Genomic DNA, 15661 nt, shown 5'->3' with positions numbered 1-15661 from the left:
GGCACGAAATGACCGAGCAGCCGATCCTGATCTTCGATTCCGGTGTCGGCGGGCTCACCGTGCTGCGCGAGGCGCGCGTGCTGATGCCCGACCGCCGCTTCATCTACATCGCCGACGATGCTGCTTTTCCCTACGGCAATTGGGAGGAGCCGGCATTGAATGCGCATCTCCTGGCGCTGTTCGGGCAATTGCTGGAACGCTACCAGCCGGCGATTTCAGTCATCGCCTGCAACACCGCCTCGACACTGGTCATCGACGCGCTGCGTGAGGCTTTTCCCGCCCATCTTTTCGTCGGTACCGTACCCGCGATCAAGCCGGCGGCCGAACGCACGCGCTCAGGCCTTGTTTCTGTGCTGGCCACGCCGGGTACAGTGAAGCGGCAATACACGCGCGATCTTATCGGCAGATGGGCGCAGAAATGTCATGTGCGGTTGGTCGGCTCCACCGCGCTGGCAGGCCTCGCCGAGATCTACATGCGCGACGGTTTCGTCGACGAAGAGGCTGTGCGTGCCGAGATCTCCCCCTGTTTCATCGAACAGGACGGCCGCTTCACCGACATCGTCGTGCTGGCCTGCACCCATTATCCCTTCCTGGTCAACCGCATGCGCAAGACCGCACCGTGGCCGGTTGACTGGATCGACCCGGCCGAAGCGATCGCGCGACGGGCGCTGTCGTTGTTGCAGGATGGAAGGCCGATGGAACCAGCCGAGCTTTCGAGCAACGGCACCGATTTCGCCGTCTTCACCTCGGGCAAGACCAATTTCGCGACGCGGCGCCTGATGCAGGGCTTTGGTCTGACCGCAAGCTGAATTTACCGGAACGCATGGCCCGGCAGGCCGTTTCCCGATCAGGCGGAAACAGGAGATGCGACTATGCCGGCCACCTCAAAAGCGCAGCAGCGCGCTGCGGGCGCGGCGCTCGCCGCCAAACGCGGCGAGATCAAGAAGAGCGAGCTCATCGGTGCGTCGAAACAGATGTATCAGTCGATGACCGAGACGGAGCTTGAAGAATTGGCAGAAACCAAGCTCGACGGCCTGCCGGAGAAGAAATCCGAGGACTAGCCGCATCCGGCAGGTCAATTCGAGCGTTTCACCATTTCCATGAAACGGTGAAAACGCTCTCCCTGTTATTACGCAACTCCAGACGGAAAACCGCTGCACGGTTTTCCCGGAATTGCTCCAGTGGTCAGTAGCCGAGCGTGAAACGCTTGCCAGTGTGCTTCGGCTTTTCCGCCTCGTCGAGGACTGCGTAGGCGAGGTCCTCGACCGAGACATGGCTTTCGCCCTTGGCATCGAGCACCGGCTCATCGCCGCCGAGGCGGAACTTTCCGGTGCGTTCGCCCGGCGCGATGTGGGCTGCCGGCGACACGAACGACCACTCAAGGCCGCTATCCTTGCGCAGTTCGGCAAGCGCATCACGGGCAGCGCGAGCGCCATCCCTGTAGGCGGCGGGGAAGTTGGGCGAATCGACGATCTGGCTGCCGTCCGGCGCCAGCAGGCTGCCGGCGCCGCCTACAACGATCAGGCGCACGCCGGCCTGTTTGGCAGCGGCCGCGATGGCGCGCGAGCCGGTGATATGCTTGTTGTAGATGTCGGGGTCGCCCCAGCCGCCATTGAAAGCGGAGATGACGACGTCATGGCCGGCAAGCAATGCTGCGAGCTGCTTGACGTCGTTGACGTCGCCCTTGACGGCGGTAACACCAGAGGCTGCCGCGATCTTCTCGGGATTGCGGACAATGGCTGTGACGCTGTGGCCGCGCTGGGTGGCTTCCTTGAGCAGCGCGCTGCCGACGAAGCCGGAGGCGCCGATAAGGGCGATCTTCATGATTGGTCTCCTTGTCTGTCCCTTTCCCTGATTGGGAAAGCCGGATATTTCTGGTAATCAGGTTATCACCAGTAACTAGATAGCTGTGACGAGGGGCGCCGAAAAGAACGCATGATTTCGTGCCCAGGTTACATGGAAGGAACTGCATGAACGCCAGGACGAACGAAGTGGGCGTGCCACTGCTGCACACCACGCCGGGTTTTGCCACCGACGCCGATGGCAACTGCCCGATCCGCGAGGTGCTCGACCGCGTCGGCGACACCTGGAGCATTCTCGTCATCCTCAACCTGCAGCCGGCATCGATGCGCTTCAATGCGCTGAAACGTGCGATCGAGGGCATCTCCCAGCGCATGCTGACCGTCACATTGCGTTCGCTGGAGCGTGATGGTCTTGTCAGCCGTACCGTGCGGCCAACGACGCCACCGGAAGTGGAGTATGCGCTGACGGAACTCGGCCAGTCGCTTGCCGTGCCGATTGCGGCGCTCGGCGCCTGGGCTGCCGGCAACCGTGACACTCTGCGTTCCGCACGGGCGGCTTTCGACGCCGCCGCTTGAGCCGGGTAACGCCTCCCCGCACAGGACATCGACAACACATGCCTGCTTTGCGCTGGGGAAAATCGCTCCTTTCTCCTCATGGCCATTGCCAGATTTCATTAGCGGGCTAATCATTGCCTCGCGGTGGGGTCATTCTGCGGAGGAAGGAATGAAACGCTACTGGAAGGATTTTGCTCGACCTGCCCTGTTCGTACTGGCTGGCGTCGTGGCTGCGACCGGCGTTCGCGCCGAGGATGCCAGGCTGGTGCAGGGCGACGACCCTTACTACAAACAGGCCGACGGCGCGCTCAACCAGATACTGAAGCGCCAGAAGAACACCAACCGCGCCAAGAACGTCATCCTGGTCGTAGGTGACGGCATGGGTTTCTCCACCGTTACCGCAGCCCGTATCTTCGAGGGGCAGCAGCGCGGGGTCGACGGCGAATCCAACGTGCTCGCCTGGGAGGCATTCCCTTATCTTGCGGCCTCCAAGACCTACTCTGCCGATGCTCAGATCACCGACTCCGCTCCGAGCGCGGTTGCCATGACGACGGGCGTGAAAACCATCAACGACCTGATGGGTCTCAACCACACCGCCAGGCTGGATTCCTGCGAGGACCAGAAAACCAAGGCGGTGACAACCTTGTGGGAAATGGCCGAAACGCTCGGCCTGTCGACAGGAGCGATCACCACGGCGCGGCTTACGCATGCCACGCCGGGCGCCACCTACTCCCATATCGCCAACCGCGATTGGGAATCGGATGCCGACATGCCGGCCGAGGCGGTATCCGCCGGCTGTGCCGACATCGCGCAGCAATTGGTCGACATGCGCTACGGCAACGGTCTCGAGGTGGCGATGGGCGGCGGCCGTGATCGCTTCCTGCCGGCCACGGCAGCCGATCCGGAATATGCCGACAAGAAAGGCAAGCGCAAGGACGGCAAGGACCTGACGCAGGCCTGGCTCAGCCGCTATGGCGACAAAGGTGCCTTCGTGTGGAATGCCGAGCAGTTCAAGGCGATCGATCCTACCAGGACTGATCATCTGCTTGGCCTGTTCGAGCCGTCCCATATGCAATACGAACATGACCGTCCGGGCGACAAGGCGGGCGAGCCTTCGCTGGCGGAAATGGCGGAGAAATCGATCGATATCCTGTCGCGCAATCCGGAGGGCTATGTGCTTCTGGTCGAGGGCGGGCGCATCGACCATGCCAGCCATGAATCCAACGCCTATCGCACGCTTTCGGATGCAGCGGCGATGAACGAGGCGGTCAAGGCGATCCTGCGCAAGGTGGACCTCGACGAGACGCTGATCGTTGTCACCGGCGACCACAGCCACACACTGACGATCGCCGGCTATGCCAAGCGCGGCAATCCCATCCTTGGCATTTCGGTCGGTGTCGATGATGAACCGATCTACGGCAAGGATGGGAAGACCTACACCACAATCGGCTTTGCCAACGGGCCGGGGGGCGCGGAAAAACCATCCGAGCGCCCCATGCTGACCTCGGAGGAGACAATGAAGCCGGACTTCGTGCAGCACTCGCTGGTGCCGCTCTCCAGCGAAACGCATGGCGGCGAAGACCTTGGCATCTATGCCATCGGGCCGTGGGCGCATCTGTTCCAGGGTACTGTGGAGGAAAACTACACCTTCCACGTCATGAACTATGCGTCCGGCATAGGTGACAGGCTTCAGAAGAAGCAATAGCTGTAAGGCGTCGGTTCTGTCCCGCCGTTGACAAGGCGGGACTCTTCAATTAGGTAGCCGCCCAAGCACCGGGCCACGCGTCCGGTGTTTGGTTTTCCGTGGCTGCGAGACCGGACGGAAAACAGCGTACATTTTTCTGGCCCCGCAAACTGACGTGTCCCGTGGGTTTTCCATCGCTTTGCGCGGAAAACCCTGTCAGGTCTCGAAAAAGGAGGCCAGAGGAGGGCGCGTTTCCTTCGCCCGAACCGTGGTGGTTCGGGTCTGTTGTTTTGAAAGGGAATGCGATGAGCAAACGCGAATCCGCTAAGTACAAGATCGATCGCCGTCTTGGTGAAAACATCTGGGGCCGCCCGAAGTCCCCGGTCAACAAGCGCGAATACGGCCCCGGCCAGCACGGCCAGCGCCGCAAGGGCAAGCTTTCCGACTTCGGCCTGCAGCTGCGCGCCAAGCAGAAGCTGAAGGGTCACTATGGTGACGTTTCGGAAAAGCAGTTCCGCAAGACCTATGAAGAGGCCAACCGCCGCAAGGGCGACACCTCCGAGAATCTGATCGGCCTGCTCGAGTCGCGCCTGGACGCCGTCGTCTATCGCGCCAAGTTCGTGCCGACCATCTTCGCTGCACGCCAGTTCGTGAACCACGGCCACATCAATGTGAACGGTAAGCGCACCAACATCGGTTCTTACCGTTGCAAGCCGGGCGATGTCATCGAGGTGCGCGAGAAGTCGAAGCAGCTCGTCATCGTTCTGGAGTCCGTCGGCCTCGCCGAGCGCGACGTGCCGGACTACATCGAAGCCGACCACAACAAGATGGTCGCGACCTTTGCCCGCGTTCCGGGCCTGGCGGACGTTCCGTTCGCCGTCCAGATGGAACCGAACCTGGTCGTCGAATATTATTCGCGCTAATCAGTTCGTGAATTCGAATGCAAAAGGCCGCCTTCGGGCGGCCTTTTTTGTTGCGGGCATTTGTTTGGTGAAGCGAGCCTCGTTATAAGGCGCGGCATCAACTGCGGAACGCAACGCCATGAACGCACCAGCAGACCCGATCCCCGATCTCGATGGTGGTTGCCATCCACTGTTTCGCGACGTGCCGTCGTCGGTCGAATTCAACAAGCTGCGCAAGCGCCTGCTCAGGCTGTCGCGCCAGGCCATGGATGATTTCGCCATGGTGAAACCGGGCGAACGCTGGCTGGTCGCCTTGTCGGGCGGCAAGGATTCCTACGGATTGCTGGCGCTTCTGCTCGACCTGAAATGGCGCGGTCTGCTGCCGGTCGACCTCATCGCCTGCAATCTCGACCAGGGCCAGCCGAACTTTCCCAAGCACATCCTGCCGGACTACCTGACGGCCAACGGTGTCGCGCACCGCATCGAGTACCAGGACACCTATTCGATCGTCACCGACAAGCTGCCCGAGAACTCGACTTACTGCTCGCTCTGTTCGCGGCTGCGGCGCGGCCATCTCTACCGTGTGGCGCGCGAGGAGGGCTGTTCGGCGCTGGTGCTGGGCCATCACCGCGAGGACATCCTCGAAACCTTCTTCATGAACCTCTTCCACGGGGGGCGCCTGGCTGCCATGCCGCCGAAGCTTCTCAACGACGAGGGCGACATGATGGTGCTGCGGCCGCTGGCCTATTGCGCCGAGGAGGATCTGGAGAAGTTCGCCAACGCCATGGCCTTTCCGATCATCCCTTGCGACCTCTGCGGCAGCCAGGAAGGACTGCAGCGCAACGCCATGAAGGCGATGCTCGACGATATCGAAAAACGCATGCCCGGCCGCAAGGACACCATGATCCGCGCCATGACCAATGTGCGGCCTTCGCATCTGCTTGACCGCAAGCTGTTCGATTTCGCTGCTTTGGCTCCTGCTTCCGGAAATACAAATGCGCTTTGACGACCGCGACATCGAATGGCTGACCGGGGTTCTGGCCGACGCGGCGGAGCGTGAGATCATGCCGCGCTTTCGCCGCCTTGGCGCAGGAGACGTGCAGCAGAAGAAATCGGCTGCCGACCTCGTCACCCAGGCGGATATCAATGCGGAGCGGGTGATCGCCCAGGCCCTGGCCGAAAAATATCCGGATGCGCTGATTGTCGGCGAAGAAGCGTGCGAGGCCGACAGGACATTGCTGGCGAAGCTCGGCGGCAGCAAGCTGGCCTTTGTCATCGATCCGGTCGACGGCACCTACAACTTCGCTTCCGGCGTACCCGTGTTCGGCGTGATCCTGGCCGTGGTCAAGGACGGCGAGACCGTTGCCGGCATCATCTATGATCCGGTTGGCAAGGATGCCCTGGTCGGCGTTCGCGGGGCGGGAAGCCACATGGTGAGCGGGCAGGGCAGAGAGCGTGTCGCCGTGGCCGAACCGGTGCCGTTCTCGTTGATGACCGGCGCGCTGGGCTGGCAGGCTTTCGATGAACCCGAGCGTTCGCTGCTTGCAAGGAACCAGGCGAAATGCCTGTCTTACATCGGCTATCGCTGCTCGGCGCATGAGTATCGCGTGCTCGCCGCCGGGCACGCGCATTTCATCGTCCAGAACGTGATGATGCCATGGGACCATCTGGCCGGTGTGCTGATACATCAGGAGGCCGGTGGCTATGCCGCGCGGTTCGACGGCAGCGCCTACCTGCCATCCCATGTTGCGGGTGGCCTGATCGTGGCGCCGGACAAGGCAAGCTGGGCCGAGATCAAGCGCGAACTCTGGGCTTAGAACGGTTCCGCTTTTGGCGGAAACACTCCAGCTCTTTTGCCGGAATTGCTCTCGTAAAAGCCGGCAGGCCCTGCTGCCGGCTTTTATTAGTGGGAAATATCCGCACTGACCGTGTGTGGTGCATTGGGCGCCGTAAACAGCCTGCCCCGCTCAGCGATCAGCACGAAGACCAATCCCAGGATTCCCACGCCGCAGAAGCCGGCGGCCAGCGGTGTCACCGTACCGTCGAAGGCCTGGCCGATGCCTGCGCCGATCAGTCCGCCGCCCAGCGTCTGGATGAAACCCTGGATCGATGCCGCCGTGCCGGCGATATGGCCGAGCGGTTCCATTGCGATGGCGTTGAAGTTGGAGCCGATCCAGCCGAACTGGAACATCGCCAGGGCGAACATGAGCACGAACAGCGGCAGCGGTATTGGTCCGATCAGGGACAGAACGAACCATATCGTCGAGACGATGGTGAAGCCGATCAGCGCGCCGTGCGACAGGCGACGCATGCCGAGCCGCATGACAAGGCGCGAATTCACGAACGAGGATACGGCCATCATGCCGGCGATCGCTGCGAACAGCACCGGAAACCAGTAACCGAGATGGTAGATGTCGAGATAGATCTGCGGTGCGGAGTTGATGAAGCCGAACAGCGCGGCGAACACGGACGTTGAAGCCAGTGTATAGCCGAGCGACAGCCGGTTCGACAGCACGATCCCGAAACCCTGTGCAACGGAACCGAGATCGATCTGCCGACGGTCTTCCGGATGCTGTGTTTCGGGCATCCGGATGAAGGTCCACAGAGCGATTGCCGTGGCGATCAGGGCCATCGCCATGAAGATCATGTGCCAGTTGGCAAAGATCATCACCACTTGTCCGATCGATGGCGCCACCACCGGAACCACCATGAAGACCATGAAGATCAACGACATGACTTCGGCCATGGCGCGGCCGCCGAAACGGTCGCGCACCATCGAGACCGCGATGACACGCGTCGAGGCGGCACCGATGCCCTGGATGAAACGCAGCAGCAGCAGTGTTTCGAAGCTCGGCGCGAACACCGCGCTGGCAGCGGCACAGATATAGATGACGAGACCGACCAGCAGCGGCTTGCGGCGGCCGAAGCGGTCCGACAGCGGCCCATAGAAGATCAGTGCGGCGGCTAGTCCGCCGAAATAGGCGGAGATCACATATTGCCGGTGGTTCTCGTTGGCGACGCCGAGGCTGGAACCGATCTCCTGCAGCCCGGGCAGCATGATGTCGATGGCAAGCGCGTTCAGAGCCATCAGCGCGGCGCAGATGGAGATGAATTCCCAGCGCGGAATTGCGAAGGCCGGTTGTCGGGCGTCTTGCTGGGTTTGCGTGTCCATGAGGATCCCCCAAATGCCAAAATGCCGATGCGCTATCGGGGCGCATCGGCCTTATGTCCTGAAACGGACGATTTTAGTTCAGCCGGGCAGGGGGCTGCCTGGCAAGGATCAGGTCAGGCGGCGCCTTTGACCTTGATACCCTTCTCGTCGAGGAAGGCCTGCAATTCACCGGCCTGGAACATCTCGCGGATGATGTCGCAACCGCCCACGAACTCACCCTTCACATAAAGCTGCGGGATGGTCGGCCAGTTGGAATAATCCTTGATGCCCTGGCGAAGATCGTTGGAAGTCAACACGTTGACGCCCTTGTAGTCCACGCCGATATAGTCGAGGATCTGCACGACCTGACCCGAGAAGCCGCACTGCGGGAAGCCCGGCGTGCCCTTCATGAACAGGACGACGTCGTTGCTCTTCACTTCGCTGTCGATGTAGTCGTTGATTCCGCTCATGGGCCAAAATCCTTCTGCGCCCGCGGGAGTCGGGCCTGTAACATCATCATGAGATAACCCCGACAGCGAGCTGAAACAAGATGTTTGCCGATCACCATGCTGAAATGGCGCAAGCAACAGTCGGTTGCTGGGCCAAGCAGAGCGCGGTCTCAGGTCGCCGATGACGCACCGAACCTGGCTGGTTTTGCTGGTTCTGCTGCTCGCTGGAGCCTGTCTGGTGACATGGCTTGCCGTGCGATCGCAACAGGCTTCGCCTCAACAGTCCACGACATCGGCGCCCCCGCCATCATCTCCGATGCCGCCGCAACCGGCGTCGCCGGTGCCGCAGCCTGCACAATTGCCGGCAGGGAGTGCGTTGCCGGAACCTTGCCGTGACCTCACGTTCGAAACGGTCGCTTATGTCGTGTGCGAGGTGGACTTGCGCCGATACGCGGTATCGCTTCACAGGCAGGATGCGGCAGCCAAACCGTACGGTTCCGTAGCGAAATTCACCGAAGCCATGCGCACTGCCGGTTCACCGGTGTTGCTCGCCATGAATGCCGGCATGTACCACAAGGACCTGTCGCCGGTCGGCCTGTTCGTCGAGAATGCCCACGAAGAAGCACCGCTCAACCGCGAAGACGCGGAGGGCAATTTCTTTCTCAAGCCGAACGGGGTTTTCTACATCGGTATCGATGGCAAGGCAGGTGTTCAGGAAACCGGCGCCTTCGCGGCTGTCGGACCTGCGGTGACCTATGCCACGCAATCCGGTCCGATGCTGGTGATCGACGGAGCCGTGCACCCACGCTTCGAACCGAATGGCACGTCGCGCTACATCCGCAACGGTGTCGGCGTTCGCGATCCCGATACGGTGGTGCTGGCGATCTCGCGCGGCGAAGTCAGCCTTGGCGGTTTCGCCAGGTTGTTTCGCGATGCGCTGGGCTGCCGCAATGCGCTGTTTTTTGACGGCGCGGTCTCGACGCTCTCCAGCGGAACCGACGCGGTTGTCGGTGGCTCGTTTCCCGCCGGACCGATTCTGGCGGTGACGACGCGGTAGTTCACACTCTTGCCGGCAACTTGTTCAGCTGAGCCGTGCTGCGATCCACGGATGACACGTGAAATCCTCGAGATCGTGATAGAGGACAGCCTCCCAACCATGCTGCTGCGCGGCCGCGACAACCCTGGCGGAATCGTCGAAGAAAAGCGGGGGCTGGGCTTGCTGTCCGATCAACTGCTCGACGTTTTCATAGAAGCGGCCGCTGTTCTTGCCGACGCCGAAGCGTGCGGCGTAGAACATCTCGTCGAAATAATGCCGCAGCCCGACGTCGTTCCACAGGTGGAAGGCGCGGATGTGTTCCTGGTTGGTGGCGACGAACAGGCGTGTGTCGCCGGAACGGCGCAGCTTCTTGATGAGATCGAGGAGCGGCAGGTTCAGGCTGACGTCGCGTGTCAGCCAATAGGTCAGGAAATCGAGCGAGGAACCGCGAAAGCCGATCGTCGGCAGGAACACGTCAAGCTTGTTGACGAGCGAGACCCGACCCTCGATCACGTCATTGAATTCCGGTCCGAAGAGAGGGGCGATATCCTCCCTGGCCACTCCCAGATCCTCCAGGAGATGCTGATCCCAGCGTCGGCGACGCGTCGGGTCAGGGTGGAAAAGGCTGTGGATCAGAACGCCGTCAACGTCGAAGAAGACGGCCCGCATCACTCCGGTACGCTGGTCTGCAGGGCAAGGGCATGTAGCACGCCGCCCATGTTGCCTTTCAGCGCGTCGTAGACCATCTGGTGCTGCTGCACGCGGTTCTTGCCGCGGAAGCTCTCGGCCACGACTTCGGCAGCGTAATGATCGCCGTCGCCTGCCAGATCGCGGATCGTCACCTTGGCGTCCGGAATGCCTTCCTTGATCAGCCGTTCGATGTCGCGGGAGTCCATAGCCATGGGACGTTCCTTCTTCTTCAGTTCCCCATGAAGCGAGGAAACCAGGATTCGTGCGCCGCTTTCAAGTCCTTGATTGATATGGCGCGCGCGGAGCCCAGTTTCAATTCGCTGCCGCCGGTGTTGCCGATCCATGGCGCGAAGATGCCGAGTGCCTTGGCCTCGTTCCACAGCGCCTGCAACTCTTCCGACTGGCCGGCGAATTTCACCGTGACAAGATAGCGACCCTGGTCTTCGCCGAAGAAGACGGGGATCGGGTTGGCGTCGCTCAGGCCGGGCACCGTCGCGCCGATGCCGGATGCCATCGCCATTTCGGCAAGCGCCACGGCAAGGCCGCCATCCGACAGGTCATGCACGGCGGTTGCCGCGCCGGCGCGGATCAGCTTGCGCACGAAATCGCCGACCTTCTTCTCATGTGCGAGGTCGACCGGCGGCGGCGGGCCGTCGCTGCGGTTGTGGATGTCACGCATGTAGATCGACTGGGCAAGATGGCTGCCCCAGCCGGCCGGGCCGCCGATGAGCAGGATGACTTCGCCTTCGCCGGCGAAGCCGACCTTGGCCATCTTCGACCAGTCATCGATCAGGCCGACGCCGCCGATGGTCGGTGTCGGCAGGATGCCTTGCCCGTTGGTTTCGTTGTAGAGCGAGACATTGCCCGACACGATCGGGAAGTCGAGCGCGCGGCAGGCATCGCCAATGCCGGTGACGGCCTTGGCGAACTGCCCCATGATCTCGGGGCGCTCCGGATTGCCGAAATTGAGGTTGTCGGTCGCAGCGAGCGGCAAGGAGCCGGTCGCAGTCAGGTTGCGCCAGCATTCGGCCACCGCCTGCTTGCCGCCCTCATACGGATCGGCCTCGCAGTAGCGCGGGGTCACATCGGAGGAGAAGGCGAGTGCCTTGGTGGCATGGCCGTCGACGCGCACGACGCCGGCATCACCGCCCGGGATCTGCAGCGAATTGCCCTGGATCAGCGTATCATACTGCTCCCACACCCAGCGGCGAGAGGAGAGGTCAGGGCCGCCGAGCATCTTCAACAATGCGTCGGCAACATCTGCCTGCGGGATGTCGTTGGCCGCCAGCGGTGCGCGCTTTGCCGGCTCAACCCATGGCCGGTCATATTCCGGCGCCTGGTCACCCAGTTCCTTGATCGGCAGGTTGGCGACTTCCTCGCCCTGGTGCAGGACGCGGAAGCGCAGGTCGTCGGTGGTCTTGCCGACGATGGCGAAATCAAGACCCCATTTGCGGAAGATCGCTTCGGCTTCCTGTTCTTTTTCGGGGCGCAGCACCATCAGCATGCGCTCCTGGCTCTCGGAGAGCATCATTTCGTAGGCGCTCATGCGCTCTTCGCGCACTGGCACCTTGTCGAGTTCGAGTTCGATGCCGAGGTCACCCTTGGCTCCCATCTCTACGGCCGAGCAGGTGAGGCCGGCGGCACCCATGTCCTGGATGGCGATGACAGCGCCGGATGCCATCAACTCCAGGCAGGCTTCCAGCAGGCACTTCTCGGTGAACGGATCGCCGACCTGCACGGTCGGGCGCTTCTCGTCGATCTTGTCGTCGAATTCGGCCGAAGCCATGGTGGCGCCGCCGACGCCGTCACGACCGGTCTTGGCGCCGAGATAGACCACCGGCAGGCCGACGCCCTTGGCTTGCGACAGGAAGATGCCGTCGGCCTTGGCGAGGCCGGCCGCGAACGCGTTGACCAGGATGTTGCCGTTGTAGCGGGTGTCGAAATTGACCTCGCCGCCAACAGTCGGCACGCCGAAGGAATTGCCGTAGCCGCCGACACCGGCGACCACGCCTGCCACCAGGTGACGGGTCTTGGGGTGGTCCGGCGCGCCGAAGCGCAGCGCATTCATCGCCGCGACGGGCCGCGCACCCATGGTGAAGACGTCGCGCAGGATGCCGCCGACACCGGTGGCCGCGCCCTGATAGGGCTCGATGAAGGAGGGGTGGTTGTGGCTCTCCATCTTGAAGACCACGACATCGCCGTCGCCGATATCGACCACGCCGGCATTTTCGCCGGGGCCCTGAATGACCCGAGGGCCCTTCGTCGGCAAGGTGCGCAGCCATTTCTTGGAGGATTTGTACGAGCAGTGCTCGTTCCACATCGCCGAGAAGATACCGAGCTCGGTAAAGGTCGGTTCGCGCCCGACCAGTTCGAGGATGCGCTGGTATTCGTCAGGCTTCAGCCCGTGAGAGGCAATCAGTTCCGGCGTGATCTTCACGGTGTTGGAGATGGTCATGGTGCAGCGGGCAACTCCGAGAGCGTGTTGCGGCCCCTATAGCCGAACGGGCGGCGCTGCGACACTGCCGATTTCAGAAAAATGGCCGCATGCCACAGGCAGTTTGCCAGTGATCAGGCCCTGGCTGCCTGTGCGAGACGTTTTGCCAGCACCATCGTGCCGGGCAGGGCGGCACCGCCGGGGCCAGGCACGGCGCTCACATCAGCTGCCGTCACGTCTTCACCGCATGCAGAACAGGCGATTTTCGAGATGAGTGTGCAGCCGCAGGCCTTGTGCAGGAATCGGATCGGCTGCCCTTCCCGTGGTTGCGCCCAGCGATCACCCCAGGCCGTCAGGGCAAGGATGACGGGAACCAGTTCTTCTCCAGCTTCGGTGAGCTGGTAGTCGAAACGGAGAGGCCGTTTCTGGTAGGCCGAGCGTTTCAGCACACCGCCCTCGACAAGATGCCGGAGTCGCAGCGTCAGCAGGTTGCGCGAGATGCCGAGATTGAGTGCGATGTCGTCAAAGCGCACGAGGCCGAGATAGACATCGCGGATGATGAGAGGGGACCACCAGTCGCCGATGATCTCCAGGGATCGCGCCAGGGAACAGCGCATTTCGCCAAAGCTGACCTTCTTCATCTGTCCAGGCTAGTGGGTTGCGTGATTGAACTCAAGCCAGTAGGTTCAATCATTGAACTTGGAGGGGTGGCATGTACCATGCAGTTGTCCGCGCAAGAATCCGCTCCCTGTTCGACAGCGTGAACAGGGGCGATGCCGGCCCTGTGCTCGCAGGCTTCGCATCGCGTTTCGAGCATCGTTTCCTTGGCGAGGGGCACGCGCTTTCCGGTGTGCGCACGTCTTTGCCGAAGACGAAGGAATGGTATGAGCGCCTTTATAGGTTGCTGCCGGACCTGCATTTCGAGCTGGATCGGATCGCCGTCAGCGGGCCGCCATGGAATACACTGGCCATAGTCACCTGGCTGGAAACCAACAGCGGCACCGATGGCGTGCGCACCTGCAATCGCGGCATACACGCCGTGCATCTGGCATGGGGCAAGATGACGTCGTTGCATATCTGCCCTGATACGGCGGGGCTGGTTGCAACGCTGGATCGCTTGGCAGCCGCCGGCAATGCAGAAGCACATGCGGCACCGATCACGGATTGAAGTTCAACCGAAGGAATCGTAACCGGCGCGGCCTTCTTCAAGCAGCCGGCGGATGATCTCGACGCCGCGCGCGACATCGGAGCGCGGTCCTGGCGCCGAGATGCCAAACCGCACGGCATGGAAGACCTGTTCCGATCGGCCGGCCTTGAACTCGTCCTCGTCGTCGAGCAGCACGCCGTTCTCGAACGATGCGTTCTTGAACGTGCCGGAAAGCCAGGGGTCCGGCAGAGTCAGCCAGACGAAGGGGACATTGTCGCGAGCCTGGAAAGTGAAGCCAGCCAGTTTTTCGCGCACGATGGCGATGCGGGCATTGATTTCGGCAATGCTGTTGCGGCGAATTTCATGCGCCTTGCCGGAATGCACCAGCCTCGAGCCGACTTCGGCGAGCAGGAAGGGTATGCCGCCGGTCAGCATCTTGTGTGCCACCTGGATGCGGTGCCGGTAGGCAGGCGGGCAGGACAGCCAACCGCCACGAACCCCCGCCGACACGGATTTGGACAGGCCGCTGGCGACGATCGTGCGTTCGGGAGCGAATTCGGCAAGCAGCGGTGTCTTGTCGTCGGTAAGGCCGCCATAGAGATCGTCTTCGACCAGCAGCACATTGTATTCGCGTGCGATCAGCGCGATGTCGCGGCGGCGGCCGACGTCGATCGTTGCCAGTGTGGGGTTCTGCACGGTTGGCATCAGGAACATCATCCTGGGATGCTTTTGTGCGCAGACGCGCTCGAAATCCTCGGGATCGATGCCCTCGGCGTCGGAGCCGACCAGCGCGATGCGTCGCCCGACAAGTCCTGCGCTGCGCGACACTTGTGAATAGGTGAGATGCTCGAAAGCGATATAGTCGCCGGGCGCGGTCAGCGCAGCGATAGCGGCCATCACCGCCGCATGCGTGCCGAGTGTCGGCACGATGCTGTCAGGGGCAGGGCGAAAGCCGTTGCGGGCAAGCCACAGGCTGCCGGCATCCATCCAGCGCTGTGGGAAATCACGCGTGTAGCTGGCGATCTCATAGGCGTGGTCGCGTGTGATCTGCGCCAGGAGATCGGTGATGGCACCACCCTGGCCTGTGTCGGGGGCTGCCGTACTGTCGAGGCGTAGCTTGCCAGCCGGCGCCACGGTCAGGCGCGTTCCTTCCGGATGCGTGGGCAGGGGATTTGCATCGCCTTGCTGCATGTTGTCGGAGTGTCGCTTGAGCACATAGGTGCCGCGACCGACCTCACCGCTGACAAGACCGCGCTCGCGCAGCAACTGATAGGCGCGACCGATCGTGCCGACTGTGGCGCCGATGTCGTAGGCGAGGTCGCGCTGAGGAGGCAATTTGGTGCCGGCACCGAGCACGCCACGGTCGATATCGGCTTCTATGCGATCGGCAAGGCGCTGATAGAGCGGGCCATTGCCGGAGGACAGGTCGGGGAGCCAATTTGTCATGGTGGCAATTTAGTATATTGTATCAATCTGAGAGTCAATACATATGCATTGCACCGCGATTGTCGCGGTAATTGTGACAATGGTGCTGTTATGGCAAGTGCAATAGAGACAATTTATCGGAGACAATCGTCTTCGATCATCCAGATCGAGCAGCCGTCTGGCTTCTCGGGATTTTGCCGCCGTGTGACGATGATGATGACTTCGTCGCCAACCTGGCTGGGCAGGGCGCTCGAGCGCCGCCGCAGCCGCCTGGCGCTGCTGGAAATGACCGACGAACAGCTGAAAGACATCGGGGTTTCCCGCTCCGACGCCTATCGCGAAGGTATGCGCTCGTTCTTCGATTGAGCATGCGGTCCGCTTGAAGG

Annotated in this window: 19 protein-coding genes; 11 read left to right on the top strand and 8 right to left on the bottom strand. The window is 62.0% G+C overall.

Features of this window, described 5'->3' with window-relative positions; all coding sequences use genetic code 11:
* Positions 1-8 precede the first annotated feature (8 nt).
* Together murI and ACFWYE_RS06760 are read left to right on the top strand one after the other, a co-directional pair.
* A complete protein-coding gene (gene murI / locus ACFWYE_RS06765) occupies positions 9-809 on the top strand; it encodes a glutamate racemase (RefSeq protein ID WP_379072649.1) in 801 nt (266 codons plus the stop codon).
* Between the two features lie 63 nt (positions 810-872).
* The gene (locus tag ACFWYE_RS06760; protein ID WP_379110369.1) at positions 873-1061 is read left to right on the top strand and encodes a DUF3008 family protein; all 189 of its coding nucleotides are present in this window, start codon (positions 873-875) and stop codon (positions 1059-1061) included.
* A 124-nt stretch (positions 1062-1185) separates the two neighbouring features.
* Here the strand turns inward: ACFWYE_RS06760 and ACFWYE_RS06755 are convergent, their stop codons facing one another.
* Positions 1186-1824, bottom strand: a complete 639-nt coding sequence (locus ACFWYE_RS06755) for an NAD(P)-dependent oxidoreductase (protein WP_379110367.1) — start codon at positions 1822-1824, stop codon at positions 1186-1188.
* 146 nt (positions 1825-1970) lie between these two features.
* Between ACFWYE_RS06755 and ACFWYE_RS06750 the strand changes: the two genes are divergently transcribed.
* The 5 genes from ACFWYE_RS06750 (at position 1971) to ACFWYE_RS06730 (ending at position 6760) form a co-directional block, all read left to right on the top strand.
* Positions 1971-2378 (top strand): winged helix-turn-helix transcriptional regulator, encoded by a 408-nt coding sequence (locus tag ACFWYE_RS06750; protein ID WP_379072645.1) that lies wholly within the window; start codon positions 1971-1973, stop codon positions 2376-2378.
* Between the two features lie 148 nt (positions 2379-2526).
* The gene (locus tag ACFWYE_RS06745) at positions 2527-4062 is read left to right on the top strand and encodes an alkaline phosphatase (RefSeq protein ID WP_379110365.1); all 1536 of its coding nucleotides are present in this window, start codon (positions 2527-2529) and stop codon (positions 4060-4062) included.
* 284 nt (positions 4063-4346) lie between these two features.
* Positions 4347-4964 (top strand): 30S ribosomal protein S4, encoded by a 618-nt coding sequence (rpsD, locus tag ACFWYE_RS06740; RefSeq protein WP_054314024.1) that lies wholly within the window; start codon positions 4347-4349, stop codon positions 4962-4964.
* Between the two features lie 118 nt (positions 4965-5082).
* Entirely contained in the window at positions 5083-5949 is an 867-nt protein-coding gene (ttcA, locus tag ACFWYE_RS06735) for a tRNA 2-thiocytidine(32) synthetase TtcA (protein WP_379110363.1), read from the top strand.
* Complete coding sequence (locus tag ACFWYE_RS06730; RefSeq protein ID WP_379110361.1) at positions 5939-6760, top strand: inositol monophosphatase family protein; 822 nt, start codon at positions 5939-5941, stop codon at positions 6758-6760. Before ttcA ends, ACFWYE_RS06730 begins: the two co-directional genes overlap by 11 nt.
* 86 nt (positions 6761-6846) lie before the next feature.
* On the opposite strand, the gene ACFWYE_RS06725 is transcribed toward ACFWYE_RS06730, so the two are convergent.
* Together ACFWYE_RS06725 and grxD are read right to left on the bottom strand one after the other, a co-directional pair.
* The gene (locus ACFWYE_RS06725) at positions 6847-8115 is read right to left on the bottom strand and encodes a multidrug effflux MFS transporter (RefSeq protein WP_379110359.1); all 1269 of its coding nucleotides are present in this window, start codon (positions 8113-8115) and stop codon (positions 6847-6849) included.
* A 113-nt stretch (positions 8116-8228) separates the two neighbouring features.
* On the bottom strand, positions 8229-8564 hold the full coding sequence (gene grxD / locus ACFWYE_RS06720) for a Grx4 family monothiol glutaredoxin (protein ID WP_129415847.1): 336 nt from the start codon (positions 8562-8564) through the stop codon (positions 8229-8231).
* A gap of 222 nt (positions 8565-8786) precedes the next feature.
* On the opposite strand from grxD, the gene ACFWYE_RS06715 reads away from it, so the two are divergent.
* Together ACFWYE_RS06715 and ACFWYE_RS06710 are read left to right on the top strand one after the other, a co-directional pair.
* Entirely contained in the window at positions 8787-8939 is a 153-nt protein-coding gene (locus ACFWYE_RS06715; RefSeq protein ID WP_379110652.1) for a hypothetical protein, read from the top strand.
* A 37-nt stretch (positions 8940-8976) separates the two neighbouring features.
* On the top strand, positions 8977-9600 hold the full coding sequence (locus tag ACFWYE_RS06710) for a phosphodiester glycosidase family protein (protein ID WP_379110630.1): 624 nt from the start codon (positions 8977-8979) through the stop codon (positions 9598-9600).
* A 24-nt stretch (positions 9601-9624) separates the two neighbouring features.
* Here ACFWYE_RS06710 and ACFWYE_RS06705 read toward each other — a convergent pair whose 3' ends face one another.
* The 4 genes from ACFWYE_RS06705 to ACFWYE_RS06690 all read right to left on the bottom strand — a co-directional run bounded on the left by ACFWYE_RS06705 (position 9625) and on the right by ACFWYE_RS06690 (position 13344).
* On the bottom strand, positions 9625-10248 hold the full coding sequence (locus ACFWYE_RS06705; protein ID WP_379110357.1) for an HAD-IA family hydrolase: 624 nt from the start codon (positions 10246-10248) through the stop codon (positions 9625-9627).
* The gene (locus ACFWYE_RS06700) at positions 10248-10481 is read right to left on the bottom strand and encodes a BolA/IbaG family iron-sulfur metabolism protein (RefSeq protein WP_054314029.1); all 234 of its coding nucleotides are present in this window, start codon (positions 10479-10481) and stop codon (positions 10248-10250) included. The genes ACFWYE_RS06705 and ACFWYE_RS06700 overlap by 1 nt, the downstream gene beginning before the upstream one ends.
* A gap of 17 nt (positions 10482-10498) precedes the next feature.
* Positions 10499-12724: a phosphoribosylformylglycinamidine synthase subunit PurL gene (gene purL / locus ACFWYE_RS06695; RefSeq protein ID WP_379110356.1), complete on the bottom strand. Its 2226-nt coding sequence runs from the start codon at positions 12722-12724 to the stop codon at positions 10499-10501.
* Between the two features lie 113 nt (positions 12725-12837).
* On the bottom strand, positions 12838-13344 hold the full coding sequence (locus tag ACFWYE_RS06690; protein WP_379110354.1) for a winged helix-turn-helix transcriptional regulator: 507 nt from the start codon (positions 13342-13344) through the stop codon (positions 12838-12840).
* A 71-nt stretch (positions 13345-13415) separates the two neighbouring features.
* On the opposite strand from ACFWYE_RS06690, the gene ACFWYE_RS06685 reads away from it, so the two are divergent.
* Positions 13416-13871: a nuclear transport factor 2 family protein gene (locus ACFWYE_RS06685; RefSeq protein WP_379110352.1), complete on the top strand. Its 456-nt coding sequence runs from the start codon at positions 13416-13418 to the stop codon at positions 13869-13871.
* 3 nt (positions 13872-13874) lie between these two features.
* Here the strand turns inward: ACFWYE_RS06685 and ACFWYE_RS06680 are convergent, their stop codons facing one another.
* On the bottom strand, positions 13875-15296 hold the full coding sequence (locus tag ACFWYE_RS06680; RefSeq protein WP_379110350.1) for a PLP-dependent aminotransferase family protein: 1422 nt from the start codon (positions 15294-15296) through the stop codon (positions 13875-13877).
* A 195-nt stretch (positions 15297-15491) separates the two neighbouring features.
* Here ACFWYE_RS06680 and ACFWYE_RS06675 point away from each other — a divergent pair, with 195 nt between their 5' ends.
* On the top strand, positions 15492-15641 hold the full coding sequence (locus ACFWYE_RS06675; RefSeq protein WP_379110349.1) for a DUF1127 domain-containing protein: 150 nt from the start codon (positions 15492-15494) through the stop codon (positions 15639-15641).
* The last annotated feature ends 20 nt before the right edge of the window (positions 15642-15661 follow it).

The sequence above is a fragment of the Mesorhizobium sp. NPDC059025 genome, from assembly GCF_042739655.1.
GTDB lineage: Bacteria > Pseudomonadota > Alphaproteobacteria > Rhizobiales > Rhizobiaceae > Mesorhizobium.
This window is presented reverse-complemented; position numbering and strand designations above follow the sequence as displayed.